Genomic DNA, 26,691 nt, shown 5'->3' with positions numbered 1-26,691 from the left:
CAAGACCATGTCCTGTCGCGTGATCATGTCCAGTTTCGATGCTGCGCTGCGCGTGATAGTGGCAGCTCGCGCTATTCGCATAGTGCAGGTTGAGCTTGTCGGGATCTGCTGGCCGATACTCGATATCAAGGCGTTCCCGCTAACCGACGCGTGCAGCGTCGATTTTCCGTGTGCCTCTCCCCCTCTAGTGTGTGCCGAACCATTCATCGCGAAGAGGAGAACCTTCGAAAGGGAGCCGCCGTTTGATTTCGAACGCGATGCCCGAGGACGCATATTCCAGCGTAATATAATCGTCCAATCGGACTGCCTGACCGGATGGCGGCTGAGTTCGAAGAAGCGAGAGACCAAAACTATGAGCCGCAAGGCAAAAAAGTCGGGTGCTGGGGTGGGCGTGCTCGTCATGGCCCTATTGATTGCTATCGTTGTGGCCCCGAAAGGGAGCTGGACGATCGCTTTGGTGTTCACCCTTGTCTGTGTAAGCATTTCCGCCCTTACAAAGAAAAAGCAATTGCCCCCGACAACGAACTCCATGAGCACAAGCTCGGCGGAGTCGCAATCTATTGGGCCGGCGGAGGTTATGCCGAAAGCTACATTAGAGACCCGGCCAGAGCACGATGAGGAATTTTTGACAGTAACACTGTCATCTGATTCAACTGGCTCATCCTATCGGATCGCGCCCCCGAGCGTCGAGTCTTCGCCAAAAGTTCACTGGATCAATCGCGGCGAGGCTGTGGACATTGCCGGAACAACGATTACTGGGGGTATGTTCTTTCTCGGTACACCGCGACGAGGCGAGGGGTACCAAGGCCTCGATGCGTGCGCTGTTGTTCCGAATTCGAACGTGGCAGCGAAAGGGAGTGAAAGCTCGGTTGGTCCCGAAGACTACTGGCTGAGTTACAACTCGTTTTCTGCTGCACATCGACGAACATATATCCAATGGCTGGCATCCGACCGGTCAGATCCGCAATTGCATCGAGGCTTCGTACAGTTCTACCTCCACGGACTCGAACGCCGTGTTCTCGTGGATGGGATGCAGGGCCGCGTCGAAAAGGGGGAGTTCGATGCTATCGCGACTGAGCTGCTGCGTCTGAAAACTGTATATTCGAACACGCTTTCCACGAGCGCTGTCGACAATCTGCTCGAGTTCATCTCCGTGCATTCGGTGCATCCCAGGCGGCAGTATGAGCAGAGGCCAGGCCCAATCAGCAACACATTCGAAGTGCCACTTAGCATACGCGTAGCGTTCGGCCAGGCGTCGGTGGACAAAGCGCCCGTTCCTGTCGAGTGGGCCCTCGCGTGGGTGTTGGGTGACGGTGCCGTCAACAAGCGTACGCCGGTGACCCGTTGTGCCCGCGAATTCCGTCAGTTGTTCGAGAGGAAGTACGTTGAGAAGTATCGCGACGGGATGAGACTGCCCGTGAACAAAACGAAGCTTCGAGCGCCTGCGTCCACATCGTTCTACGCGCTCCGCGAAATTGAATATCCCGACTACATTACCTCGTTGCCCGATCTCACGGCCGTGACCGGCCCGAGAAACAAGCTACAGGAGTTGGTGTACGAGTGCACCGATGCACTGGACGCTTACAGCAGATTTTTGGGGCGGAACCCAGACGCAGAGGGTACGCTGGAAAGCACCCTCCTACTCCCGGTTGAGCTTTGGCAGGAGAGTGCTCGACTCGAACTCGAAACACTCGTCACGTCAGTCGCTAGTAGTACCGTCGTGACAACTTTCGGAAATCTGTTTGAGCGGTTTAAGGCAGCAGGGAACCTCACGCGCGACAAGCTGGCGACCCTCGCTCGCGTGCTTGGAGAAGCCGGCGTAGCAATGGAGCCGGATGTGCGAATTTCGGGGCGCACACCGAAGAACACGGATTTTGTGGCGTTGTACACGACGCCACCTAGCAATTCCACAAACCTGGCGGACGAGACATATCTCACGCTAGCGTTGATGGTGGACATGGCTGCTTCGATCGCGATGGCTGATGGGGCGGCGACGGAGCCCGAAATTGATCTCATCTATCGACAGATTGAATCCTGGTCGCAGATGGCCCCACGTCAGCAGGATCGGCTCAAAGCACGTGTGCAGGTGCAGATCGCACAACCGCCGACTCTGGCAAGCCTCAAAAAGCGGCTTGAGCCACTATCGGTGGACGCGAAGCGTTCCCTTGCAACGCTGCTGATCCAGACCGCAAACGCGGACGGTGTTGTGTCGCCGGCGGAAGTCAAGCTGCTAGAAAAAGTGTACCAGATGCTCGGACTCGACCCGCAGCAGTTATATAGGGATCTACACGGTAATGCCGTTGTTGGTTCTCCAAGCTTGTCGCAAGCGCACACCAACGCACCTACGTTGAAGCTTGTGTCGTCGCAGCCGACCTTCACACTTGATTCCGCTCGAATCGAAGCGCTCCAAAAGGAGACTGCGAAGGTATCCGCAATGTTGGCCGGCGTGTTTGCCGACGAGGAGTCGGGCGCCCAGCTAGTTTCGGATCACGCCGCTGCCCTGGCAACGAAGTCAGAGTCCTTTAGCTTGCTCGGGATGGACGATGCTCACTCGGCGTTCCTTCGGCTGCTGCTGACGAGGCCGAAATGGACGCGCGCGGAGTTGGTCGATGCTGCATCTGACCTTGAAATGATGCTAGATGGCGCCATTGAACAGGTCAATGAGGCTGCGCTTGATCACTGGGACGAACCGCTCATTGACGGGGACGACCCAATCGAAATCAATCAGGAACTTGCACAACGGTTAGCAGCATGACAACAATTCGTCCCAAGGATCGCGATGCGGTTCTTCAGTCACTCCGCGCGGGCGTCGTTCCGCGAATCGGACAACACCTGATTCAGGTGGGTCGTCAGAAAGAACTCGATGCCCTGATCCAGGACATCGCGCGCGTCGCCGATGGCGGATCGAGTTTCCGCGTGGTGACCGGTGAGTACGGTGCAGGCAAGACGTTTTTCTTGAATCTCGTGCGGGCTATTGCCCTGGAGAAAAAACTTGTCACGGTCCACGCGGACCTGAATCCCGACCGCCGATTGCATGCGTCGGGCGGGCAGGCGCGCTCGTTGTACGCTGAACTGGCGAAGAACATCTCAACACGTACGAAGGCTGATGGCGGTGCCATGGCGGCCATCGTCGAAAAATTCATCGGCCAAGCAAAAACCGAAGCAAAGGCAGCAGGGCGAACGAGCGAAGAGGCTATTCGTGCTCAGCTCAACCAGTTGACCGAGATGGTCAACGGATACGATTTCGCCGACGTCATCGCCGCATATTGCCGTGGGTTTGAAGAGGGAAATGAGCAGCTCAAGGGTGATGCCGTTCGCTGGTTGAGAGGTGAGTTCACTACGAAGACGGATGCACGTGCCGCGCTGGGCGTACGCACTATCATTGATGATGCGTCGGTCTACGACCAACTTAAGCTAATGGCACGTTTCGTAAGACTTGCAGGGTACAGCGGGCTGCTGGTGTGCCTCGATGAACTGGTCAATCTTTACAAGCTCGCGAACGTTCAGGCACGGAACGCGAACTACGAACAAATCCTGAGGATCCTGAACGACTCTCTTCAGGGTTCTGCTGAAGGGCTCGGATTCGTCCTCGGTGGCACGCCTGAATTTCTGTTGGACACGAAACGCGGGCTTTACAGCTATACGGCTCTCCAGTCGCGACTCGCAGAAAATACATTCGCCACGAGCGGGCTTGTCGATTACACGGGCCCCGTCATCCGGCTTGCCAGTCTTACGCCGGAAGACTTCTATGTTCTGCTGGACAAGATTCGCCTCGTGCATGCGTTCGGCGACGAGGCAAAGGCGCAACTGCCGGCCGAAGCTATTCCCGCTTTCATGGCTCATTGCGCGATGCGTCTCGGCGACCAATATTTTCGCACGCCACGAACTACGATTACCGCCTTCATCAATCTCTTGGCCGTACTCGAACAGAATCCAACAGCTGAATGGCAGCAACTGATCGGCGCGCTCGAAGTCGAGAAAGACACCGGGGGCATGAGTGACGTGGCGACCGAGGGTGACGATGAATTCGCCAGCTTCCGCCTCGGCTGATTCGAGGAGCTTTGACCTTCTCGACGAAAGGATTCGCCGGTGGATCTGGAGAGAAGGGTGGACTGAGTTGCGCGACGCGCAGGAGCGTGCGGTGCCTGCGCTAATCAATGCCGACCGAGACATCATCATTGCGGCCCAAACAGCGGCTGGGAAGACTGAAGCGGCATTTCTTCCGATCTTGTCAAACCTGCTGCGCGAGTCTCCGTGCAGTGGATCAGTTCTTTACGTTAGTCCCCTTAAGGCTCTCATCAACGACCAGTGGTCTCGGCTGGATAGCCTTTGCGAGGAGCTAGAGATTTCCGTTGTCGGATGGCACGGTGATGTTTCCAGCAGTAAGAAGCAGCGATTTTTCAGGAATCCGACGGGCGTTCTTCTGATAACACCCGAATCCCTAGAAGCGATGTTCGTCAACCGCGGGTCGTCCATGGAGGCGACATTCGCTTCTCTGCGCTACATCGTTGTCGACGAATTGCACGCTTTTATCGGCTCCGAGCGAGGAAAGCAGCTTCAGTCCTTGATGTATCGCGTTGAACGTGCATGTGGTCATGCAGTGCCACGTGTCGGCCTATCGGCGACCCTCGGGGACATGCAGCTCGCCGCGCGGTTCTTGCGTCCGGGTGGCGAGTCGACGATTGGCATCATTGAGTCAAAAAGTACCACTCAGGAGCTGAAGGTCCTAATCAAGGGCTTCGTGCATCGACCGCCACGCGTAGAGCGCGAACCTGATCTTGAAAGTCCGGAGCTTGAGGATGCGCTCCCAGGAAGTACCGTTGACGTTGCGAATCAGCTTTATGCGTCGTTGCGCGGCTCTAACAATCTCATATTTCCGAACAGCCGCAGACAGGTGGAAACGTACGCGGATCTTTTGCGCCGCGCGTGCGAGCGCGACGCGTATCCCAACGAATTCTGGCCTCACCACGGAAGCCTTTCGAAGGAACTACGAGAGGACACCGAGCGAGCTTTGAAGGAAGGTGCAAGACCGGCTAGCGCCATTTGCACGACTACACTTGAACTCGGAATCGATATTGGCTCAGTGAAGAGTATTGCGCAGATTGGGGCACCGCCCTCGGTGGCGAGCCTGCGTCAGCGTCTAGGTCGATCCGGCCGCCGCAAAGGAGAACCATCCATCCTCCGTGGCTACTGTATAGAGTCCGATCTAACACCGCAGTCCGACTTTTCGGACAGGATACGCGAAGGTCTGGTTCAGTCGGTCGCTATGGTGCATCTGCTGATGCGGAAATGGTTCGAGCCACCACGAATCGGCGGCCTCCATGCATCGACTCTCGTACAACAGATTCTTTCAATCATCGCTGAACGCGGAGGGTGCACTGCAGGATATCTATGGAGCAGCCTGATTGCGAGCGGCACGTTCAACGCGATCGATAAGCAGACGTTCACGGAGATTCTGCTTCATCTTGGCAAGCTCGACCTCATTGTGCAGTCGTCGAACGGCCTGCTGCTGCACGGCGAGGCGGGCGAGAAGTTGGTCAACCACTATGAGTTCTATTCCGCGTTTGCGACTGACGAGGAGTTCCGACTGATTGCCAAAGGGCGCCAACTCGGGAGCCTGCCAGTAGCACATCCACTGACAATCGGACAGGGGCTGATTTTTGCTGGGCGGCGCTGGCGCGTCCAGGAAGTAGATCAGGAAAACAAGACCATCTATGTGCTGCCTGACCACGGTGGTGCGCCGCCACAATTTGACGGCTACGGTGCAATGGTTCACGACGAAGTTCGGCGCGAAATGCGGCGCGTTCTTGCAAGTGACCAGGCGGAACTCACTCTGGACGCACGAGGTCGTGAACTGCTGCAAGAGGCACGTCGCTACTATGCTGATGCCTCGTTGGCTTCCGCCACGTTCATATCGGAAGGAGCGGAAGTGCACATCGCTACTTGGCGCGGTGACTGGATTAACGACACACTCGTCTTGCTGCTCAAGGCCCACAAAATCGATGCCTTCAACGGTGGTGTGGTCGTCAGCGTTACCAACGGAAACGTTGACCGTCTAGTCAACGTCTTTGGGGAGATCGGTGAATGGGATGCGACGACAGCCCTGGATTCGCTCGGGAAAATTGAAAATCTCGAGCAAGAGAAATGGGATTGGGCGCTACCTGAAAAAGTGAGGCGGCGTGCGTTCGCGTCGACACATCTGGATATTGATGGCGCGTTGGCTTTCGCCAGTGAGCTCGGAAGTGCTTGTTGCGATGGCGAGTAAGCGAAGACAGGCACGAAGCGGCAGAAATGCCAGGGGGCGGATATTTCGTGACCGCCCACTCGATCATTTCTTCCTTCGGAGCCTGCCGGTGCACGGCTCCGATTTTTTGCCACGAACCACGGGCGCAAGAGAACAACAACGATGACACGAAAGCGGTCGATGCCGCCATTTCTCGAAGGGGTGGTCTCCGAGGAGGTCTACGTGCGGTGACCACACGCGCCAAGGCCGTGTCGAAACCAGCACGCATGTCCAAGCGCCTCGGCCAAACTCAGACGGGTTGGCTGGCCGCTTACGTATGGATTCCACACCGGCGCCAAAGAGTGCGAGCCCTATCCCCCCGGCTCTGATGTCGAGACGTCGATCGCGGCAGCCTGCATGGCGTGCTCCCTCATTTCCGTGGCCCCGTCATGCTCAGCTCGTTCTGCAAATCGATCCAGGCCCGTCAGTTGGTCCAGTCGTGCCCCCAGCAGGTGCCATGCGGCGCGCTTCTCGACCGTATATGGGTACCGCTGATAGATGCGTTTCATGCGGTTCTGCTCGCGGTGGTTCATACACTTGTCGATCACGGTGGGCAATACTCCCGTCGCCTGCATCAAGGTGGCGGCTGTTCGCCGTAAGTCGTGCGGAGTCCATTTTTCGTCGCCGAGAACGAGGGAATTCGTTTTAGCGGTTCGGTTCGTATGTGCGCCACGCTCGTAAAAGACTAACTGACGGTCGGCTACCTGCTTGGTGATACTTTTGAGGTCAATGTGCGTTTCTGGTTTGTCCTTGTGCCGGCGGGCGGGTAGCAGCCATTCCTTACTGTTGGACAGGTGAAAGAGTGCGCTCATGTGCGTTGTGGCGTAGTCAGACAGAAATACAATGTGTGCATCCCCGTTCTTCGCGTTTTCAATTGGTACGCGCCAAGTCCGAAGTTCAAGGTTGATGTCGCGCTTGCGTGCCTTAATGACCTCGCCCACGCGTGCGTTGGTCGCCAAGATCAACATCAATACGTGCTTTGTGGGTTCCGGCAAGTTCGCGGACTCCAGTGCTTTCGGAAAGGCGCCGATCTCGTGATCGGAAAGGGTTCGTTCTCGTTCGGCGTCTGTCCCGCCGACATCCTTCTTTGAGACCATCATCAGAGGATTGGCGGAAACGTACTCCCGCGCCTGGCACCATTTGATGAATTGTTTGAGATCGGTGAGAGTCCGGTTGGCGAGCCGGTTTGCGCCTCGCGCGATAATCGCGTCCAGTGAGGACATGATGTCAGAGCGGCGTACGTCTTCCATCGCGATGTCGCCGATCACTGGAAGGACATCCTTTTTGAATGCTCGACGGACTTCTTGTCCGTTGTCTGCCCGCTTCCGCAAGGCGGAGTCGGCCCACTCGTTGAATCGCTGTTTGAACGTCCTACGCGCGAGCTTGTCCTCGAGGGTGCGGACTTCTGCGTTCACGTCGACTAGTTTCTTCAGCCTTTCGATGCGTCTCTGTTCCAGCGGATCTTCCCCGGAACTAATGCGTGCACGCGCACGGTCGCGGGCATCTCTGATCTGGCGCAGGCTCGCCTTCGGAAAGGTACCGAGACGGATCTCGCGGACGCCGCCGCCTGCTCGATAGCGCAATGAAAATTGAACCGATATGCCCTTCACCCCGGCACGGACCACACCAAAAACACCATGTCCATCGGACAGGCGACGGCCATTGTCAGCTGGGATTAGCCCTTGCAATTCCTTCGTGGTGAGCGTGCTCATTGCAACCTCCGGGGGAAATTGCCCCCACATTTGCCCCCACAGATCCGGAAGCTTGGGTCGTATTGTAATGGAATTGCTAGGGCAAGTTCTTGAGAAAATAAGCATTAAAATCAATGCATTGGGGTGTTTTCTCGGACGCCAGCGGAACTCGACGGATGCGACAAAAAAGTGCATGGGGTGCAGGTGGTCGGAGGTTCAAATCCTCTCGCCCCGACCAGGAATCAAGGCCTTACAAGCAATGCTTGTAAGGCCTTTTCCATTTGGGGCGGATTTTTTGCCCAAGGTTTGCTTCGCAAGACGGATGGCTTTCGGGGGAGCCGCGGGGAATTGTCCGCGGGCGCGAAGCATCCGTGCCGTTTCGTTCTCTGGGTCTGCGGCCATCGCTCGGTGTCGACGCAAGCGGTTCGGTGAGCGTCATGTCGTGCTACAGAGCAGCTCACACGTACTCGACTCGTCGATCCGGCAGATTCTCTGGCGGAGGTGTGGACCGACGTCCCGAATCTGCTGTCGTTCAGTTCGCCCTGCAGCAGCAGGCCGCGGCACAGTCAGAACGGCTGCCTCACTGACCGCGCGCCGGCCACCAGTGCGGTGCTCACTGCGATCACACCGATGCTGACATCGCGTCCATGCCGACCGCGGCAGGAGTCGCCGCTTACTGCGTCTTGCGGCGTCGTTGCCAGATTCTGCCGGGGATCCACTTATTGAGGACCGGAATTTCCAATAACCGCTTTATTTGAATATATTTTTAATATCAGAGACCCCGATAATTGCGCCAGCGTTGTCGATCGCCTTGACTTGAACATAAGCATAGCTATTCCCGGTCAAGGGGATTTTCGTCTCAAAACCGGTTTTCGCGCTGCTGGCTATGAGTCTCAAATTATTCGCGGCAGCACCGGCGTATACTTGCCAAGATCTCGTTTCCGTTGAACCGTTCCACGAAGCATATACGGCCGGGCCGCTGTCACCAGATGCGACCGTTACGCTTGGCGGATAATATGGCGTAGCCACCCACGCCTGCCGATACGTCCGGTACGAGATGTTGTCGCCAGCCATTTTTACGTCATACAGTGTGCTGGTCGCAGGCGTTAATTCAGTGTTGCCGGGCTGCGCAAATTCAGTGTAATACCCGTTCCCCCAGCCGATAAATTTATTGCCGTTTCCCAGCCATTGCGTGTTTCCTTGCGCGGAGGAGAAGAGGTTTGGATTGTGGTAGTACGACGTCTGTGCCGTTGCGACCATGTTGTTGAAATCGAGATTCAGCACCAGGCCATGTGAAGGTGCGGTTCCTGGCGGAATTGATGCATAACAATCATCGCAAGCATCATCAAACATGCTGATTACATTATCGGAGATATAGCGGGCATCATGTTGCCATGAAAATTGCGCATTACCCGCGGGAATCTTGAAATCTCCGCTTCCGTCTCCAGCCAGCTTCCAGACAAATTCACCCGTGGGCTTGTGCAGGCGATAAACCGTCCAGGTGCTGCGGGCCGAGAACACGATATCGTTGTTATTGTTTGCCACAAGATCCAATGAATTCAGGTGGTAAGGGTCCCAGACATTACTGGTGGCGGTGGCAGTCGAGGCCGGGAGATGCGAGCTTTCCAACGCGATGTGGTCCTTCGCGTCCCAAAAAAAGACCAACTCATTTGTGGTCAGATCTACTTCCTGAATGGAAAAATCGTGGATTGCCCCATTTTTCGGTCCGCCATATGGCGTCAAATCCATGGGAACCACCTTGGTTGCCAGGAATAGTCCAGTATTGTTCGGCGTAATCAGAAATTCGTGATTGTCGGCAACAAAGCCATTGCGTGCGGAGACGGTTTTTATTGTCTGGTAACGGTTATTGACGATGTAATAACATGCTCCTGGCTCTGCTGCGCCGGACGGCAAGTTGGTGTAGGCGGGCGGCGTAGCAACGGTGCCTTGCCAGAAAGTCAAAACCGGCATGCCAAAGTATTGCTGGACGCGAAAATCAAAATTCATCAGGCTTACGCTATTCAATGCGTTAAACCACACCGGGTTTCCGGCATTGTCGGCAATTAACGCGCCATTCTGCCCATACATTGCGGTATTCGAGCTCGTATAAGGTGAATTGAAAATCAATCCCTCGGCCAGCCGCACGGGATCGGAGTAATTGACATTCACTTTCATCGGGTGCAGATTTGGCGCGCTAACAAAGCTCCAGACTTGAGGGGATGCCAGAATGGGCGCTGGCGTGGTAGCCCCGGTATTCGATGGATAGACGTCGGTGGCACACGAGAAAACCTGCGATGTGACATTGTCGTCACCACCACATCCGGTTATCGCAGTCGACAATAAAACCGGCAATGCCGCCCGTCCAATATCTTTAATCTTGCAATTCAGGTGCGTCAGTTTCTGGTGAAAATATTTCCGTCTCATTGAATCCCCCTTCAGTGTTTTCATGAAAATCGGAGCGTCCAATGCATGACGGCGACGCGTACGCAAGCCGCCTGACCGCCCCGTTTTGCCATCGGCCCATCGCTGTCGCCACATGCGGGCTCTCGGTCGAGCGCCTGATAGATCAGGCGCTTATCATTGCCACGCGCACCGTATCGAATGAAACGAATTCCAACTCGCGATACGAAAAGGCCCGACGGCCTGCTTCAGCTTTTCGGCCGGTAAAGCGAGCCGGACGGGTACTCCTTGTCCGCGACCGCGAGGTACCCACGTCGAGGTTGTAGATGCTCGCGCCGGCGCGAGCCTTGCTGCCCCGGAACAGGCTCTTCATCATCGTGACGCTGGTCGCTCGCATCTGCGATGCAGGGCTGATCATGTAGACGGGGGCCGCTTGTCGCGCGCCCCGTTGGACTGGAACCGCGTCGCGTCGAACGACACGAGCGAACCGTAGTCCGCGGTAAGCTGCAGCGCCGTCGCGCGCGGCCTCGTTGCGGACGGGGGAAGAACGCTCACGCGTTGCCATCAAGCCCCCGAGGGCGAGCGCCGCGTCATCATAGATCGCGCAGTTACCGGTGAACGCGGTGTCGACAAGCGTCAGCGCGCCCTTGCCGAAAGGGTAGATTGCCCTCGCGCATCGTTGTGCTCGAACCGCCAGTGGCGGATGGTCATGGCAAAGCCGGCCGGGTCGCTGTACGACTCGAGTGCGCGTCCGGCGCGGCGCGGAGCGCCAGTTTCTGCTCCAAGGCAACGGCATCGGCCTCAATGTGGGCTTCCTTTTTAGGTCTACCGATTCGTCTTCGCTTCAGCGGGTCTTCGCCTGAACCGATGTGGGCTCGCGCCTTATCGCGCGCTTCCCGGATCTCTCGAATTGCCCCGGTCGATCGGGCGCGCAGTGAAAACCGCACGGAGATCCCGTTCAAACCGGCGCGGACGATGCCGAAGATTCCCTGTCCGTCGGCAAGACGTCGTCGGTCGGCGGCCGGTGTCGGTGTTGCCGTTCTCTCCTCGTGAGTCCCGTCGTCGCTTTCTTCGCGAGGAACAAATTTTTGCCCCCACATTTGCCCGCACGATTTCGGAGGTCCGTTGTGCATTCTAGCGGCCCCAATTGAGCTCGGAGTGGTCAATTAGTCGTTTAAAATCAAAGAAGTGTGCAATAGTGGATCGGCGGGGATGCGGTGGGAATGACTTGGGGCCTGCATGGGGGCCGGGTGGCCGAAAGTTCAAATCCTCTCGCCCCGACCAGATAAGAACCCGCGTCAGTTCAAGCCGACGCGGGTTCTTTCTTGTCGGTCCTTTTTTGCACAGCCCGGCGCAGCCCCGGTAAAATGCAAGGTTGATCCACGGAAAGCGCCGTGATTTAGCGGAAGAGGATTCCCCGAACATGACTGATCTTCGTCTTACCATGCGGTTCGCTGCAGTGCTCGCCGCCGGCGCGCTCGTCGCCGGTTGCGGTACGTCGTCGCCCACGAAAGTGGACTACAAGAGCGATTCGAAATCGAAGGAAGCGTCGCTCGCAGTGCCGCCCAACATGCTCGACGAGACGGCCGATCAGCGTTCGCTGCCGCCCCAGGGCGGCGCGACTTCCCTGTCCGCGCTCAACCAGGTGCAGCAGGCAGCACCGCCGACGGACACCGTCGCACCGGCCGTCAGCGGCATGCACATCCAGCGCGACGGCACCGAGAGCTGGCTCGTGATCGACGGCAGAAAGCCTGCCGAGATCTGGCCGCAGGTGCGCCGCTTCTGGCAGGAGCAAGGTTTCCTGCTGGTCGTCGATCAGCGCGACAAGGGCGTGATGGAAACCGACTGGAACGAAACCCACCCGCAGATCAACGACGGCCTGATTCGCAGCGTGATCTCGAAGGCGATGGGCAATTCCTACGTGACGGCCGAGCGCAACAAGTACCGCACCCGCCTCGATACCGCGCCGAACGGTGGCACCTACGTGTTCATCAGCCAGAAGGGCATGCGCGAGGCGATCACCGGCGCGAACAACGATTCGAGCAAGTGGGAAGCGAAGCCGAACGATCCCGCGCTCGAGGCCGAATACCTGAAGCGCCTGATGGCGGTGCTCGCTCAGAACGAGCAGCGGGCGAAGAACGGCGAGCCGCCGATCGCCAACATCAAGGACAACACGGTCGTCGTGAAGGACAAGAAGGCCGATACCGACGCAGCGAAGGCCGCGGCTGCGGCGATCGCTGCGCAGAACGTCGCGCGCACTTCATCGCAGGCGAACGACGTCGAGACGAGCACGGTGCCGTCCGAAGTCACGCTCGGCGAGCCGTACGATCGGTCGTGGCTGCATGTCGGCCTGGCGCTGGATCGTGCGAACTTCACGGTCGACGATCGCGACCGCACGAAGGGCCTCTATTTCGTCCGGTACGTCGATCCGAAGGATCTGAGCGCGGCCGAGCAGGGCTTCTGGAGCCAGCTGTTCCACGGCAAGAAGGAAAAGCAGGCGAAGCAGTATCGCGTGAACGTGAAGGCGCTGACGCCCGACCAGACGCGAGTAGCCGTGGTCGATGATTCCGGTGCGATCGATACGTCGTCGCCGGCGCGGCAGATCATGGCGCTGCTCGTGAACCAGCTGCGCTGATCGTCGCGAGATCCCGTCTCGTAAAGCCCGCCGCTCGGCGGGCTTTTTTTATGTTCGCGCGCCGCAAGCCTGCATGCGTGCCATGACCGATGCCTGTTGGGATGTTACGTAACATCCTCGCGTTACGGCGACGCGATGGCCCACATCGTTTCCGTATGCTCCGGAATTCAGTTAAAAATCAATGGTGTGCGCGACAAATCGCGCTTGGCATGCAACCTGCTTTATAAGTTGGAATCGTTAGGGCAGGGAGGATGGCGTCAGATGCCGGGCGTGCGTCGCGAGCGCCCGACCAACGGTGTCGATGTCCGCATATGCCGGTGCAACGAGCGCCGGCGCATTCGATGATGATCTGCGCAGCGCGCGGATCTCGATGGCCCCGTCGCCTATCCTCGTAGGGCGACGGTTTTGCCCGCGCTTCGTCTGAAGCGCGGGCAATTTTTTTGGCAGCAGAAGTGACGGTGGAGGCCGCTGCGCTGCGGCTCGAGCGGCAGCGGACCGTGCTCGCCGTTTTCGCGCAATTGCGCGGCGATGGCGTGGCGGCGCGAGTGCCACCCGCGACAGCGCGCGATCAGTGCGACGCGCTGGGAACGTCGAGAATCAGGATGATCGTCCAGTCGGCATCGCCGTCGTGGTGATACTGGCGTTCTGCGACGATGAACGGTTGCTGCTTGCCTTGCGGACCGAGGAAAAGCACGTCGCCTTCCATCGGCAGACATTCGATCGGCGGCAGCGCGAGGAAGGCATCGGCCGAACCGCGCGGCATCAGTTGCTTGATCTGGCGAGTGGCTGCTTCGGTCCACTCGATGTCGAGTTGAATGTTGCTCATGCTGTCCTCCGCACCGGCGGTGCGTACGGGTGGAAAATTTCGGTGCGCGACTTTAGCACAGCGCGCGGGCAGCACAACCAAAAAAGCCGAACCCGGTTGCCCGGATTCGGCTTTTCGCTTGTGCGGTGCCGTCGAACTTACTGGCTGGCAGCGTCTGCCGGGGCGGCCTTCTTGGCGGTCTTCTTCGCTGCCTTGTGGTGGGCAGCCTTCTTGCCGTGATGCTCTTCGTGCATCATCGGCTGAGCCGCTTCGGCCGCTTGCTGCTGTTGCAGCGCCTGCGCGCGTTGCTCGATTTCGGCGATTTTTGCGGGATCGGTGATCGTCTGGATTTGCGTGCTCTCTTGCGCATACGCTGCGCCAGTCAGCGCCGACATCGCGACCAGAATAGCCAGGGACGTCTTCTTCATTGCTTTACCTCCGCTAAAGTGGTGATGAACCCGAATGTTGCCGTTTTCTGGCGACCGCAAACGAGTGCGTGACGAGTGTAACAAAAGTGACGGATCAATGTGAACCGGATCGCCGCGCGGCGCAACCCCTCGTTGAAGTCGCGCAACACTTCGCTAAATTCGTCATGCGCATGCCGTTCGGCGCAGTGTAGTGGCGGTCGGTCACGGGTCGCAACGCCTTCAAAACCAGCCGAGTTGCCGATATACGTAGAACTGGGCGATACCGATGAGCTCGTGCACCGCCTGGTTCGCCGCCGCCAGATTGCGCCAACGGGGCAGCAAGCCGCATTGCGCGAGCCGGCGGTTCGCGTACACGGGCTGCGGATCGATGCCGAAGTGACGGAAATCGAGTAGCGCGCGCCGCATTTGATACGACGACGTGACGAGAATGCGCGAGTCGTCATGTTGTGAGCGTAGTATAGACGCAGTGAACTTGGCGTTTTCGTAGGTCGTGCGGCTGTCGGGTTCGAGAATGAGGTCAGCCGGTGCAACGCCCTGTGCGAGCAACAGGCGGCCATAGACGGCAGCCTCGGTGTCGCCGTGACGCTGCGGGTCGCCGCCTGACATTACGACGGTGCAGCGGATCGTCTGTTCGCGACAGACGCGATAGAGCGCAGCGGTTTTGCGGATTCGCGCTTCGCCATCGGGTGGCGGTCGCAGGCCGTTGTCGCTGCGGCGCGTCCCGGTGCCGAGCACGATCAACGTCGTTCGCCCGTGCATGTCGGGGTGCTCGACGGGTGCGACGCCAGCTTCGCTCCATGCGATCAGCGGGGCGGCGAGCCATCCGGTGGCGAGCAGCCAGAACACTGCGGCGCCGGCGATGGCGATGTGCCGCCGCTGCTTGCGACAGAGCATGAAACAGATGAAGAGAAGTGCAAATGAATCGAACAGAATCAATTTGATTGGGGTATGGTGTCTTTTTATGGATCAGTGACGATCCAGCCTTGACGCGACGCCGAATATCGGCCCCCAGAACCGGTGGCGGTATCCGCGGGTGGTGATTTTGCCCGACGTGCCGCTTCGCATTGTCGCTGCACTTTAAGAAAGAATCGAGATGGCCACGTATTCCAACGAAGCGGTGCTCGACGCATTGAGACGAGTGCAGTACCGCCAGGTACCGTGGGCGCGCCGCCCGGGCGTGTTCGAGTATCTCCGGTCGCTGGGGCTGATGGACACGGTCAGGCAGAAAACCGTCGCTCCTGCACCCGGCTTTCACGCCCCGGTCGACATCGCGGTACTCACCGACAGCGGTCGAGCCGAATGTGCGCGCCTCGAGCGCGACGAGAAATTGCTCTCCTGGGTCGATCGTCGTATGGACGACTACGTATTGAGCGATGCGGGCGCCATGTCGATCCTCGAAAGCCGCCTCTAGCAGCGCACTCCCTTCCTCGCCCGTCCGCTCGCGGGCGATGTCAAAAAAAAAGCCCGTATCGCGAGGATACGGGCGTACCGGATACTTTTGCTGTTGCCACGCTGTGCTCATGGCAACCATGTGACTCGTCGGCTGGCGGCCAGTTCCCCAAGCGAGGGATTTTCTTTAGGGAACCGTTGCGATGCGACGTACCAATATCGGACTGCAGACTACGGATGACGCCGCGGCTCAGTCAACTGCGGGCCGATGCGCGCGCGTGCATTGCTTGCAATGTCGCCGCGCAAATCGCCACGCGGCACCGTCTGCCGATTGAACGATGCCGGCGGTGGTTGCTGGCGAAGGGTGGTGCGGTGATCCTGCTGGCGGTGAGGCGGTTTCGCGCGATCGTCAGCGCGTGCGGGGGCGGTCAGCGCCAGCGAAATCACAATGCCCCATGCAACGAGCAGTGACATTGGTTTCATGGCGGGCTCCCTTCAAGCCGTCGGTGCGGCTTGTTGATATTTCGCTAAGGTAAGCGCGGGAGTGCAGGCTTGCTGTAAATATTAGTAAATAGATGTATCGCTACGCGACAACGACGCCGACGGGACGACCGTCGCGTGCACGACGCCGCGGCGCCAAAACGAACCGGGCGGCCGAAGCCGCCCGATCACGGATGCGTTACGCCATCTTCACAGGTGCGCGCCACGATTCCGGGTTGGTCCAGAACGCGCCGCGCAGGCGGTCGCGGCTGGGCGGTGCGGGCGGCTTTGCCGCAGTTGCGCCGATCCGGCCGCGCAGCGAGATCTGACGGCCGTTCGTGCCGAGTCGCTTGACGATTTCGGCGAGCGTACCATCAGCCTGCCATTCGTCGAAACGACGGCGGCAGGTCGGCGGCGACGGGTAGCGGCCGGGCAGCTTCGACCAGCCTTCGCCGGTCGACAGTACCCAGAGCACGGCGTTGACCACCGAACGGGCCTCCACGCGGGGACGGCCGCGTCGTTCGCTCCGAGCCGGCTCCGAGCAAAACAGACCCTCGACCAGCGCCCATTCGTTATCTCTCAAATCGTCGAACAGCATCATGTCCTCACCTCAGCGAAGCTAACTCCGGTGCGCTGCCCTGCGCCGCGCACTCTTCAAGCACTCGAGCGTCGAGTGCCAGGTGGGGGCGTCCGGTTGGCCGGCAGCGGCGTTTCTGCCTTCCGCCCGACGAAACCTGCGCCCTGTACGCCATCTCACGCATGAAGCGTGCCATGTCTGGGGCGATACCCTCGAGAGCCGCTTGGCAGCGGGCTGACGGCTAAGTCAGCTAGGGGCGTATAAGACGCCAAAATAACCCGCCAGCAAATCGGGACAATCACCAATCTTGTGCAAGTCGCCCGCGTCACGTGCGTTTGCGGTGATATTGCACCGCAGCGAAACATGGCCGATAGGCGCTCGATCGGCGTGTCGTCGCTCGGCAGGCATTAGAATCGCGCATCGATGGCGACGATTGATGAGGGGTGGAGATGAACGTAACGCTGCGGCAGCTTCGCGTATTCATCGAAGTCGCGCGGCTCAGCAGCTTCAGCCGCGCGGGCGACGAGATCGGGCTCACGCAGTCCGCGGTCAGCCGGTGCGTGCGTGAGCTCGAGGCCGAGCTCGGGCTGAAACTGATCGACCGGACCACGCGCGACGTGCAGCTGACCGACGTCGGCGCCAATCTGATCGCGAGCGTGTCGCGCCTGATCGACGATCTCGACGATACGTTGCGCGAAATTCGCGAGATCGGCGAACAACGGCGCGGGCGCGTGATCGTCGCCGCGAGCCCGACGATTGCCTGCCGACTGATGCCGCGCGTCGTGGCGGCGTGCGAGCGCCAGTTTCCGTTCGTCACGCTGGGGCTGCGCGACGACGTGCAGAGCGACGTGCTGCGCAAGGTGAAATCGAGCGAAGTCGATTTCGGCGTGGTCATCGGCCCGCTCGCTGCCGGCGATCTCGTCTGCGAACCGTTGATGACCGATTCGTTCTGCCTCGTCGCGCGCGCCGATCATCCGCTCGCGGCGCGCAACTCGGTGCCGTGGGCGGCGCTCGAGGGTGAGCGCCTCGTGCTGCTCGACCACGCGTCCGGAAGCCGGCCGCTGATCGACGCCGCGCTGGCCGCTCACCGCGTCAATGCGACGGTCGTGCAGGAACTCGGTCATTCGGCGACCGTGTTCGGGCTCGTCGAAGCCGGCGTCGGCGTGAGCGTGCAGCCGTGGCTGTCGTTGCCGCTGCCCGCCGGATCGACGCTGGTCGCGCGGCCGCTCGCGCCGCGCACCGAGCGCACCGTGGAACTGGTCCGCCGCCGCGACCGGTCGCTGTCGCCCGCCGCGCAGGCGATCTGGGAGCTGGTGCGCCAGATGCCGTCGAGGGCGGAGGATCTGGACTAGGCGTGGGTTGTGCGCATGTGCGTCTCCGGCGTGGGTCGTGTGTTTCGACGCCGGTTTTCGAGCCCCGCTTGCGCCCACGCCACGCGCCGACGCCGACACTGCGCCGCATGGCCGACCCGCACCGCAGCCGGAATGGAGCAGCGTGGTATGAGGCGGAGTAGTGCGATCGGCTTATCTTTACGCACCGGGCAATTTTGCGTAATATGGCGCTCAGTCACGCGGTTCCGCCGTTGAGCCGTGCTGTTCCGTCCGGTTTGGGCCTGGCTTGAAGTTGGTTCGCCGCCCCCGGTTCGTGCTCCCATCAATATGACCGATCAGAATCGGGCGAGCGCGTCTTCCGTTCCTTTCGTCTGTTCGTTGATCCGGTTCGTTTGACCACAGGGTCTGGCCTAGCTGCATGAATACCCAAGAGGCGAAGATCGTCCTCGAGACTGCTTTGATCTGTGCGCAGGAGCCGCTGAAGCTCGGCGATTTGCGTAAGCTCTTTGCCGACGGCGTGTCGGCTGACACGGTCCGCACGTTGCTCGAAGATCTGAAACAGGATTGGTCCGGCCGAGGCGTCGAACTGGTGGCGCTGGCAACCGGATGGCGCTTCCAGAGCAAGCCGGCGATGCGCCATTTTCTGGATCGCCTGCATCCCGAGAAGCCGCCGAAATATTCGCGCGCGGTGCTCGAAACGCTCGCGATCATCGCGTATCGGCAGCCGGTCACGCGCGGCGACATCGAAGAGATTCGCGGCGTCACGGTCAATACGCAGGTGGTGAAGCAGCTCGAGGATCGCGGCTGGATAGAGGTGATCGGCCATCGCGACGTGCCGGGCCGCCCGGCGCTGTACGCGACGACCAAGCAGTTCCTCGACGACCTCGGCCTGAAGGCGCTCGACGATCTGCCGGCGCTCGAGGAGCCCGCGGCGAACATCGAGGCCGCGCTGCTTGCCCAACAGGCGATGGATTTCGACGGCGATGCGGCGGTTGCGGAAGCGGAGCCGGAGGCCGTCGAACCGGCGGCCGACGAGCCGCATGACGCACCGAACGAATTGCCGGTCGACGCTGCCACGGGCGCAGCGTCGACGCAGGAAACGCCGAATCGCGATACGCTGCAAGCTGATCGCGCCCAGGCGGAGCAGGGCGGCGCCGAAGCAGCGCCGGCCGGCGTGCAGCCCGAGTCGCTGCACGAGCAATGGAACGAGGAAGACCGCAAGCCGGCCGCCGATGCGGCTGCCGGAGACGGAGCGGAAGCGGCCGGCGACATGCCGGGCGAGGCTGGCCAGGCCGATGCCTCGCGCTCCCGTCCCGCGGACGGCGAGATGCTGGACGATACGTCCGACAGCCTGGCCGATGCCGTACGCAGTGCGAGCGCGCCCCGCGGCGCCGACGCGCTGCCCGACGACGAAGCAGAACCCGAACAGCGCCGCGCCTGATCGCGGCCGACTTCTTGCCGCGCCCGGGCCGGGCGCGAGACCTGACATTTTGAGGTTGTTTTGACAGATATCCACGATATTGAATCGTCCGCGCCTGCCGTGCAGGCCGCGCGTGCCGACGATGCGCCGGAGCAGGACGCTGGCGCCGCGGGTGGTGACGAACGTCCCCGTCGCGGCCTGCGGCGCGGCCCGCGCAGCCTGATCGCGCGCCGGCGCGCTGCTGCCAAATCGAAGGGCGCCGATGGCGAACCGCAAGGCGGCGAAGCCGCGGATGCGCCGCCGGCCGACGCTGCCGACGCGCAACCCGCGCGTGCGCCGCGCAAGGACGCAGCGGCCAAGGGCGGCCGCAAGCCGGCCGGCAAGCGCGAAGGTGCGGCCAAGGCCGCGCAGGGCGGTCAGGGGCGGCGCGGCGGCGCGGCCAAAACCGACGGCGCCGTCGCGAATGCCGGCACCGAGGCGGCATCGCAGGACGATCTGTTCGCCTACGTGACGTCGCCGGCGTTCGACGCGGACAACGCCGCGGGCGGCAGCGGCGTGCGTGCGCCGATGCTGCGCCGCGGCCGCGCCCAGCCGGCGAATAAGCGCGTGCTGTCGCCGGACGACGATGCGCCGAAGCTCCACAAGGTGCTGGCGGAAGCCGGCATGGGTTCGCGCCGCGAAATGGAAGAGCTGATCGTTGCCGGCCGCGTGTCGGTGAACGGTGAGCCCGCGCACATCGGCCAGCGCATCATGCCGACCGACCAGGTCCGCATCAACGGCAAGCCGGTCAAGCGCAAGCTGCCCAACAAGCCGCCGCGCGTGCTGCTGTACCACAAGCCGACCGGCGAAATCGTCAGTCACGCCGACCCGGAAGGTCGTCCGTCGGTGTTCGATCGCCTGCCGCCGATGAAGACGGCGAAATGGCTGGCGGTCGGCCGTCTCGACTTCAACACCGAAGGTCTGTTGATGCTGACGACGTCGGGCGATCTCGCGAACCGTTTCATGCATCCGCGCTACAGCGTCGAGCGTGAATACGCGGTGCGCGTGGTCGGCGAGCTGTCCGAGGGGATGCGTCAGAAGCTGCTGCACGGTGTCGAGCTCGACGACGGTCCGGCGAACTTCCTGCGCATCCGCGATGGCGGCGGCGAAGGCACGAACCACTGGTATCACGTCGCACTGGCCGAGGGCCGCAACCGCGAAGTGCGGCGGATGTTCGAGGCGGCCGGCCTGATGGTGAGCCGCCTGATCCGCACGCGTCACGGCCCGATTCCGCTGCCGCGCGGGCTCAAGCGCGGTCGTTGGGAAGAGCTCGACGAGGCGCAGGTGCGCAAGCTGATGGCGACCGTCGGCCTGAAGGCGCCGTCCGAAGAAAAGGGCAAGCGCGCCGGCGGCCAGCAGGAGCGCCGCCAACCCGATCCGATGCAGACGTCGATGGGCTTCATCAGCCGCGAGCCGGTGCTGACGACGCATGGTCAGCTCGATCAGCCGCGTCGCGGCGGCGGCCGGCGCGGCGCGCCCGGCCTGCCTGGCCTGAGCGGCTACGGCAGCCTGCCGGTTGCGCCGTCGGGCTATGGCAATCGCTCGGGCGGTCGCGATGTCGACGGCAATCGTGCGTCGTATGGCGCCGGTCCGAAGCGTGAAGGCGCGGGTGGCAAGCGAGGCGCCGGCAAGGGCGGCCCGCGCACCGCGAACGGCAATCGTGCCGACGGCGCCGGCAACGGCAACGGCGGTGCGCGCGGCGGCCAGCGTCCGCAGCGCAATCGCTCGCGCGGTCGCTGACCGTTCGCGCAAACGACGGCGGCGCGACGGCGGCATGACGCCGCCGATGTGCCGGCGAAATCGGCGCACGCCGATTCGGCCGGTATCTCGCCCGCTGTTTTCGACTGTATATATGTCGTGTTGCCGGATTGTGCCGCGTGGTCGGACAGTCCGGCTTCGCATTTTTGGCCGGTAAAGGCGGGCTGAACGCTGCTTTAACCGGCTGGCTTGGCGATTGCGCTAAAAAACGCTATAATCGCGGAGTCGCTGGGCGTACGGATTCAATGTGCGGCTCAGGTGCGACCACCAGTAAGAGAAGATGGGCGTTCCGCCCATTTTTTTTTGCTGAAACGGTTAGGCATCTCGGGTAGCGCTTCCTGCGCCGGCTAAGGCGCGCGCCCGCGGGTGAATCGCGAGCGGCGGGCGCGAACACCTGAGAGGACACTGTGCAACTGACGGAACTGATAGAAACCACGGTCACCGGGCTCGGCTATGAGCTCGTGGATCTCGAGCGCACCGGGCGCGGCATGCTTTGCATCTATATCGATCAGCCTGCCGGCATTTCGCTCGACGATTGCGAAAAGGTGACGCGTCAGCTCCAGCACGTCTTGACGGTCGAAAACATCGATTACGAACGGCTCGAAGTCTCGTCCCCGGGGCTCGACCGCCCGTTGAAGAAACTGGCCGACTTCGAGCGCTTCGCCGGCAGCGAAGTTTCCGTGACCTTGAAAAAGCCGCTGGACGGGCGCAAGACGTACCGGGGCATTCTGCACGCGCCGAATGGCGAAACGATCGGTTTGGAATTTGAGAGGAATAAGGGCGAGGCCGCCATGCTGGATTTCACGCTGGCCGATATCGACAAAGCCCGCCTGATTCCGCAAGTTGACTTTAGGAGCCGCAAATAATGAGTCGCGAAGTGTTGATGCTGGTGGATGCGCTGGCGCGCGAGAAAAACGTCGACAAGGATGTGGTGCTGGGCGCCCTCGAGGCCGCGCTCGCTTCCGCTTCCAAGAAGCTGTTCGACGAAGGCGCCGAAATCCGCGTCCATATCGATCGCGAAAGCGGCGAGCACGAAACCTTCCGTCGCTGGCTCGTCGTGCCCGACGAGGCAGGCTTGCAGGAGCCGGATCGCGAGATCCTGCTGTTCGAAGCACGTGAGCAGAAGCCCGACGTCGAAGTCGGCGAATTCATCGAGGAACCGGTGCCGTCGATCGAGTTCGGCCGGATCGGCGCGCAGGCTGCCAAGCAGGTGATCCTGCAGAAGGTGCGCGACGCCGAGCGCGAGCAGATCCTGAACGACTACCTCGAGCGCGGCGAAAAGATCATGACCGGTACGGTCAAGCGCCTCGACAAGGGCAACTTCATCGTCGAATCGGGCCGCGTCGAAGCGCTGCTGCGCCGCGACCAGCTGATCCCGAAGGAAAACCTGCGCGTGGGCGACCGCGTGCGTGCGTACATCGCGAAGGTCGACCGCACCGCGCGCGGCCCGCAGATCGAACTGTCGCGTACCGCGCCCGAGTTCCTGATGAAGCTGTTCGAGATGGAAGTGCCGGAAATCGAGCAGGGCCTGCTCGAGATCAAGGCGGCCGCGCGCGATCCGGGCGTGCGCGCGAAGATCGGCGTGATCGCATACGACAAGCGCATCGATCCGATCGGCACCTGCGTCGGCATCCGCGGCTCGCGCGTGCAGGCCGTGCGCAACGAGCTCGGTGGCGAAAACATCGACATCGTGCTATGGTCGGAGGATCCCGCCCAGTTCGTGATCGGCGCGCTCGCGCCGGCAGCCGTCCAGTCGATCGTCGTCGATGAAGAAAAGCACTCGATGGACGTCGTCGTCGACGAGAACGAGCTGGCCGTCGCGATCGGCCGCAGCGGTCAGAACGTTCGCCTTGCCAGCGAACTGACCGGCTGGCAAATCAACATCATGACGCCGGACGAATCCGCCCTGAAGCAGGGCGAAGAACGCGAACGGCTGCGTGCATTGTTCATGGCGCGTCTCGACGTCGATGAAGAAGTCGCCGACATCCTGATCGACGAGGGCTTCACGAGCCTCGAAGAGATCGCCTACGTGCCGCTCAACGAAATGCTCGAAATCGAGGCGTTCGACGAGGACACCGTGCACGAACTGCGCAACCGCGCACGCGACGCGCTGCTGACGATGGCGATCGCGAACGAAGAAAAGGTCGAGAACGCTGCGCTGGATCTGAAGAGCCTCGACGGCATCACGCCGGAGTTGCTCACGAAGCTGGCCGAACACGGCGTGCAGACGCGCGACGATCTCGCCGAGCTTGCTGTGGATGAACTGGTCGACATGACCGGAGTGGAAGAGGATGCCGCTAAGGCGTTGATCATGAAAGCACGTGAACATTGGTTCCAGTGAGAAATGACCATGGCGCACTGATTTGATGGCGGCCGTATGGCCTGACCCGATGCTAACCGCAAGGAATCGGTCCTTGCACTAAGAGGAATGAATGGCGAGTAACAACGTAGCCCAATTTGCCGCGGAACTGAAAATGCCTGCTGGTGTGCTGCTCGAACAGCTGCAGGCAGCGGGCGTCCAGAAAGCGAGTGAAGACGATGCGCTGTCCGAGACGGACAAGGCGCGTCTGCTCGATCATTTGCGCAAGTCGCACGGCGCAACCGACGGCGACAAGCGCAAGATCACGCTGACCCGCAAGCATACGTCGGAGATCAAGCAGTCTGACGCGACGGGCAAGGCTCGCACCATTCAGGTCGAGGTCCGCAAGAAGCGTACGTTCGTCAAGCGCGACGACGTCGCCGAAGGTGCGGAACAGGGTCAGGCGCAAGTCGCCGAAGCGGACGACGATGCAGAACTGAAGCGTCGCGAGGAAGAAGCGCGCCGCGAAGCCGAGCTGCTCGAGCAGCAGGCGCAGGAGCTGCGCGAGCGTCAAGAGCGCCTCGAGCGTGAAGAAGCCGAGCGCCGCGCCCGCGAGGAAGCGGCCGAAGCCGAGCGCCGTCGTGCCGAAGAAGAGGCAGCGGCCAAGCGTGCGGCGGCGGAAGCCGCAGCGGCGCAGCAGGCTGCCGCGCAGCAAGCCGCCGAAGCGAAGCAGGAAGCGCCGGGCGCGCAGTCCGCGCAGGAAGAAGCACGCGCGGCTGCCGAGCGTGCAGCGCAGCGCGAAGCGGCGAAGAAGGCCGAGGACGCAGCCCGAGAGGCGGCGGACAAGGCGCGCGCCGAGCAGGAAGAGATTCGCAAGCGTCGCGAGGCGGCCGAAGCCGAAGCGCGCGCGATTCGCGAAATGATGAACACGCCGCGCAAGGCAGTCGTGAAGGCCGTCGAGCCGCCGAAGCCGGTCGAGGCACCGAAGCCCGCCGAGGCGAAGGGCACGCTGCACAAGCCGGCGAAGCCGGCAGGCGCAGGCGTGCAGGCACGTCCGGCCGTGAAGAAGCCGGCCGGTGCGACGCCGGCCACGACGCAGGCGCCGGCAGCAGGCGCGGGCGACCGCAACAAGAAGCCGGGCGGCGGCAAGGGCGGCTGGCAGGACGACGCAGCGAAGCGTCGCGGCATCAAGACGCGCGGCGATTCGAGCGGCGGCGTCGACCGCGGCTGGCGCGGCGGCCCGAAGGGGCGCGGCCGTCACCAGGACAGCGCATCGACGTTCCAGGCACCGACCGAACCGATCGTGCGTGAAGTGCACGTGCCGGAAACCATTTCGGTTGCCGATCTCGCGCACAAGATGTCGATCAAGGCCTCGGAAGTCATCAAGGTGATGATGAAGATGGGCCAGATGGTCACGATCAACCAGGTGCTCGACCAGGAAACGGCGATGATCGTCGTCGAGGAACTGGGCCACCGTGCGGTCGCGGCCAAGCTGGACGATCCGGAAGCGCTGCTGGTCGAAGGCGAAACGAGTTCGGACGCCGAGCAGCTGCCGCGTCCGCCGGTCGTCACGGTGATGGGTCACGTCGACCACGGCAAGACCTCGCTGCTCGACCACATCCGCCGCGCGAAGGTTGCCGCAGGCGAAGCGGGCGGCATTACGCAGCACATCGGCGCATACCACGTCGAAACGCCGCGCGGCGTCATCACGTTCCTCGACACGCCGGGTCACGAGGCCTTCACGGCCATGCGTGCACGCGGCGCGAAGGCGACCGACATCGTGGTGCTGGTGGTGGCGGCCGACGACGGCGTGATGCCGCAGACGAAGGAAGCCATCGCTCACGCGAAGGCGGGCGGTGTGCCGATCGTCGTGGCGATCAACAAGATCGACAAGCCGGAAGCGAACCCGGATCGCGTCAAGCAGGAGCTGGTCGCGGAAGGCGTCGTGCCGGAAGAGTACGGCGGCGATTCGCCGTTCGTGCCGGTGTCGGCGAAGACGGGCGCAGGCATCGACGATCTCCTCGAGAACGTGCTGCTGCAGGCCGAAGTGCTGGAACTGAAGGCACCGGTCGAGGCGCCGGCCAAGGGTATCGTGATCGAAGCGAAGTTGGACAAGGGCAAGGGCCCGGTCGCGACGATCCTGGTGCAGTCGGGTACGCTGAACCGAGGTGACATCGTGCTGGCAGGCTCGGCTTACGGCCGCGTGCGTGCGATGCTCGACGAGAACGGCAAGCCGACGAAGGAAGCCGGTCCGTCGATCCCGGTCGAAATTCAGGGTCTGTCGGAAGTGCCGGGCGCAGGCGAGGAAGTGATCGTGCTGCCGGACGAGCGCAAGGCGCGCGAAATCGCGTTGTTCCGCCAGGGCAAGTTCCGCGACGTCAAGCTGGCGAAGCAGCAGGCCGCGAAGCTGGAAAGCATGCTCGAGCAGATGGGCGAAGGCGAAGTGCAGAACCTGCCGCTCATCATCAAGGCCGACGTGCAGGGCTCGCAGGAAGCACTCGTGCAGTCGCTGCTCAAGCTGTCGACCGACGAAGTGCGTGTGCAGATCGTGCACAGCGCGGTGGGCGGCATCAGCGAAAACGACGTCAACCTCGCGACGGCATCGAAGGCGGTCATCATCGGCTTCAACACGCGTGCGGATGCACAGGCGCGCAAGCTGGCCGAAGCGAACGGCATCGACATCCGCTACTACAACATCATCTATGACGCAGTGGATGAGGTGAAGGCGGCGATGTCGGGCATGCTGGCGCCGGAGAAGCGCGAAGTCATCACCGGCATGGTCGAGGTGCGCCAGGTGTTCAAGGTGCCGAAGATCGGTACGGTCGCCGGCTGTATGGTCACCGACGGTATCGTCAAGCGCTCGTCGTCGGTGCGCGTGCTGCGCAACAACGTCGTGATCTTCACGGGCGAACTCGAATCGCTGAAGCGCTTCAAGGACGACGTGAAGGAAGTCAAGCAAGGCTTCGAGTGCGGTATGTCGGTGAAGAACTTCAACGACATCGTCGAAGGCGACCAGTTCGAAGTCTTCGAAGTGACCGAAGTCGCCCGTACGCTGTAATCGTCGCGTATCGGCTCGTGGGCGGGGCAGGCTTGGGCCTGTCCCGCCCATTTTCATGGCGGCGCGCCAACGGTGCGCCGCTTCATCCTGATAAACGG

The 26,691-nt window shown here is 61.4% G+C and carries 18 protein-coding genes and 1 pseudogene; 11 read left to right on the top strand and 8 right to left on the bottom strand.

What is annotated here, in order from left to right; genetic code table 11:
- The first annotated feature begins 25 nt into the window (after positions 1–25).
- From AK36_RS21815 to AK36_RS21805, 3 genes are read left to right on the top strand one after another with little or no spacing between them, the layout of a single operon-like run.
- Positions 26–2,755 (top strand): tellurite resistance TerB family protein, encoded by a 2,730-nt coding sequence (locus AK36_RS21815; RefSeq protein WP_158348958.1) that lies wholly within the window; start codon positions 26–28, stop codon positions 2,753–2,755.
- On the top strand, positions 2,752–4,050 hold the full coding sequence (locus AK36_RS21810) for an ATP-binding protein (RefSeq protein WP_045579158.1): 1,299 nt from the start codon (positions 2,752–2,754) through the stop codon (positions 4,048–4,050). The genes AK36_RS21815 and AK36_RS21810 overlap by 4 nt, the downstream gene beginning before the upstream one ends.
- Complete coding sequence (locus AK36_RS21805) at positions 4,022–6,265, top strand: DEAD/DEAH box helicase (RefSeq protein WP_045579157.1); 2,244 nt, start codon at positions 4,022–4,024, stop codon at positions 6,263–6,265. The genes AK36_RS21810 and AK36_RS21805 overlap by 29 nt, the downstream gene beginning before the upstream one ends.
- A gap of 329 nt (positions 6,266–6,594) precedes the next feature.
- On the opposite strand, the gene AK36_RS21800 is transcribed toward AK36_RS21805, so the two are convergent.
- The 3 genes from AK36_RS21800 to AK36_RS33220 form a co-directional block, all read right to left on the bottom strand.
- Positions 6,595–7,995 carry a tyrosine-type recombinase/integrase gene (locus tag AK36_RS21800; RefSeq protein WP_158348957.1) on the bottom strand — a complete coding sequence of 467 codons (1,401 nt, stop codon included), beginning with the start codon at positions 7,993–7,995 and terminating at the stop codon, positions 6,595–6,597.
- Between the two features lie 729 nt (positions 7,996–8,724).
- Positions 8,725–10,422: an arylsulfotransferase family protein gene (locus AK36_RS31540; protein WP_224383387.1), complete on the bottom strand. Its 1,698-nt coding sequence runs from the start codon at positions 10,420–10,422 to the stop codon at positions 8,725–8,727.
- A gap of 118 nt (positions 10,423–10,540) precedes the next feature.
- Positions 10,541–10,750 (bottom strand): hypothetical protein, encoded by a 210-nt coding sequence (locus AK36_RS33220; protein WP_126220149.1) that lies wholly within the window; start codon positions 10,748–10,750, stop codon positions 10,541–10,543.
- Positions 10,751–11,797: 1,047 nt separating this feature from the next.
- On the opposite strand from AK36_RS33220, the gene bamC reads away from it, so the two are divergent.
- Positions 11,798–13,009, top strand: coding sequence for an outer membrane protein assembly factor BamC (gene bamC, locus AK36_RS21795; protein ID WP_034195588.1), 1,212 nt, complete (start codon positions 11,798–11,800; stop codon positions 13,007–13,009).
- A 568-nt stretch (positions 13,010–13,577) separates the two neighbouring features.
- On the opposite strand, the gene AK36_RS21790 is transcribed toward bamC, so the two are convergent.
- The 3 genes from AK36_RS21790 to AK36_RS21780 all read right to left on the bottom strand — a co-directional run bounded on the left by AK36_RS21790 (position 13,578) and on the right by AK36_RS21780 (position 15,178).
- Positions 13,578–13,835 carry a hypothetical protein gene (locus AK36_RS21790; protein ID WP_011884572.1) on the bottom strand — a complete coding sequence of 86 codons (258 nt, stop codon included), beginning with the start codon at positions 13,833–13,835 and terminating at the stop codon, positions 13,578–13,580.
- A 137-nt stretch (positions 13,836–13,972) separates the two neighbouring features.
- Positions 13,973–14,242, bottom strand: coding sequence for a hypothetical protein (locus AK36_RS21785; protein ID WP_034195587.1), 270 nt, complete (start codon positions 14,240–14,242; stop codon positions 13,973–13,975).
- Between the two features lie 219 nt (positions 14,243–14,461).
- The gene (locus AK36_RS21780; RefSeq protein WP_034195586.1) at positions 14,462–15,178 is read right to left on the bottom strand and encodes a YdcF family protein; all 717 of its coding nucleotides are present in this window, start codon (positions 15,176–15,178) and stop codon (positions 14,462–14,464) included.
- Positions 15,179–15,335: 157 nt separating this feature from the next.
- On the opposite strand from AK36_RS21780, the gene AK36_RS21775 reads away from it, so the two are divergent.
- Positions 15,336–15,653, top strand: a complete 318-nt coding sequence (locus tag AK36_RS21775) for a hypothetical protein (RefSeq protein ID WP_011884575.1) — start codon at positions 15,336–15,338, stop codon at positions 15,651–15,653.
- Positions 15,654–15,862: 209 nt separating this feature from the next.
- Here the strand turns inward: AK36_RS21775 and AK36_RS31535 are convergent, their stop codons facing one another.
- On the bottom strand, positions 15,863–16,114 hold the full coding sequence (locus tag AK36_RS31535; protein ID WP_011884576.1) for a hypothetical protein: 252 nt from the start codon (positions 16,112–16,114) through the stop codon (positions 15,863–15,865).
- Between the two features lie 199 nt (positions 16,115–16,313).
- Positions 16,314–16,709: pseudogene (locus tag AK36_RS21770) on the bottom strand (transposase); the annotation flags it as partial.
- A gap of 428 nt (positions 16,710–17,137) precedes the next feature.
- Here AK36_RS21770 and AK36_RS21765 point away from each other — a divergent pair.
- The 6 genes from AK36_RS21765 to infB all read left to right on the top strand — a co-directional run bounded on the left by AK36_RS21765 (position 17,138) and on the right by infB (position 26,593).
- Positions 17,138–18,040: a LysR family transcriptional regulator gene (locus AK36_RS21765; protein WP_045579156.1), complete on the top strand. Its 903-nt coding sequence runs from the start codon at positions 17,138–17,140 to the stop codon at positions 18,038–18,040.
- 397 nt (positions 18,041–18,437) lie between these two features.
- On the top strand, positions 18,438–19,460 hold the full coding sequence (gene scpB, locus AK36_RS21760) for an SMC-Scp complex subunit ScpB (RefSeq protein ID WP_011884579.1): 1,023 nt from the start codon (positions 18,438–18,440) through the stop codon (positions 19,458–19,460).
- A gap of 60 nt (positions 19,461–19,520) precedes the next feature.
- The gene (gene rluB, locus AK36_RS21755) at positions 19,521–21,218 is read left to right on the top strand and encodes a 23S rRNA pseudouridine(2605) synthase RluB (protein WP_045579155.1); all 1,698 of its coding nucleotides are present in this window, start codon (positions 19,521–19,523) and stop codon (positions 21,216–21,218) included.
- 425 nt (positions 21,219–21,643) lie between these two features.
- A complete protein-coding gene (rimP, locus tag AK36_RS21750; RefSeq protein WP_011884583.1) occupies positions 21,644–22,102 on the top strand; it encodes a ribosome maturation factor RimP in 459 nt (152 codons plus the stop codon).
- On the top strand, positions 22,102–23,577 hold the full coding sequence (gene nusA / locus AK36_RS21745) for a transcription termination factor NusA (RefSeq protein ID WP_011884586.1): 1,476 nt from the start codon (positions 22,102–22,104) through the stop codon (positions 23,575–23,577). The genes rimP and nusA overlap by 1 nt, the downstream gene beginning before the upstream one ends.
- 91 nt (positions 23,578–23,668) lie before the next feature.
- Positions 23,669–26,593, top strand: coding sequence for a translation initiation factor IF-2 (gene infB, locus AK36_RS21740; RefSeq protein WP_014722923.1), 2,925 nt, complete (start codon positions 23,669–23,671; stop codon positions 26,591–26,593).
- The last annotated feature ends 98 nt before the right edge of the window (positions 26,594–26,691 follow it).

The sequence above is a fragment of the Burkholderia vietnamiensis LMG 10929 genome, assembly GCF_000959445.1.
GTDB lineage: Bacteria > Pseudomonadota > Gammaproteobacteria > Burkholderiales > Burkholderiaceae > Burkholderia > Burkholderia vietnamiensis.
This window is presented reverse-complemented; position numbering and strand designations above follow the sequence as displayed.

Excerpts from the sequence above, each read along its gene's own strand:
- AK36_RS21815 (WP_158348958.1), top strand. The coding sequence starts at position 26 with ATGTCCAGTTTCGATGCTGCGCTGCGCGTGATAGTGGCAGCTCGCGCT.
- AK36_RS21810 (WP_045579158.1), top strand. The coding sequence starts at position 2,752 with ATGACAACAATTCGTCCCAAGGATCGCGATGCGGTTCTTCAGTCACTC.
- AK36_RS21805 (WP_045579157.1), top strand. The coding sequence starts at position 4,022 with ATGAATTCGCCAGCTTCCGCCTCGGCTGATTCGAGGAGCTTTGACCTT.
- AK36_RS21800 (WP_158348957.1), bottom strand. The coding sequence starts at position 7,995 with ATGAGCACGCTCACCACGAAGGAATTGCAAGGGCTAATCCCAGCTGAC.
- AK36_RS31540 (WP_224383387.1), bottom strand. The coding sequence starts at position 10,422 with ATGAAAACACTGAAGGGGGATTCAATGAGACGGAAATATTTTCACCAG.
- AK36_RS33220 (WP_126220149.1), bottom strand. The coding sequence starts at position 10,750 with ATGATGAAGAGCCTGTTCCGGGGCAGCAAGGCTCGCGCCGGCGCGAGC.
- bamC (WP_034195588.1), top strand. The coding sequence starts at position 11,798 with ATGACTGATCTTCGTCTTACCATGCGGTTCGCTGCAGTGCTCGCCGCC.
- AK36_RS21790 (WP_011884572.1), bottom strand. The coding sequence starts at position 13,835 with ATGAGCAACATTCAACTCGACATCGAGTGGACCGAAGCAGCCACTCGC.
- AK36_RS21785 (WP_034195587.1), bottom strand. The coding sequence starts at position 14,242 with ATGAAGAAGACGTCCCTGGCTATTCTGGTCGCGATGTCGGCGCTGACT.
- AK36_RS21775 (WP_011884575.1), top strand. The coding sequence starts at position 15,336 with ATGGCCACGTATTCCAACGAAGCGGTGCTCGACGCATTGAGACGAGTG.
- AK36_RS31535 (WP_011884576.1), bottom strand. The coding sequence starts at position 16,114 with ATGAAACCAATGTCACTGCTCGTTGCATGGGGCATTGTGATTTCGCTG.
- AK36_RS21765 (WP_045579156.1), top strand. The coding sequence starts at position 17,138 with ATGAACGTAACGCTGCGGCAGCTTCGCGTATTCATCGAAGTCGCGCGG.
- scpB (WP_011884579.1), top strand. The coding sequence starts at position 18,438 with ATGAATACCCAAGAGGCGAAGATCGTCCTCGAGACTGCTTTGATCTGT.
- nusA (WP_011884586.1), top strand. The coding sequence starts at position 22,102 with ATGAGTCGCGAAGTGTTGATGCTGGTGGATGCGCTGGCGCGCGAGAAA.
- infB (WP_014722923.1), top strand. The coding sequence starts at position 23,669 with ATGGCGAGTAACAACGTAGCCCAATTTGCCGCGGAACTGAAAATGCCT.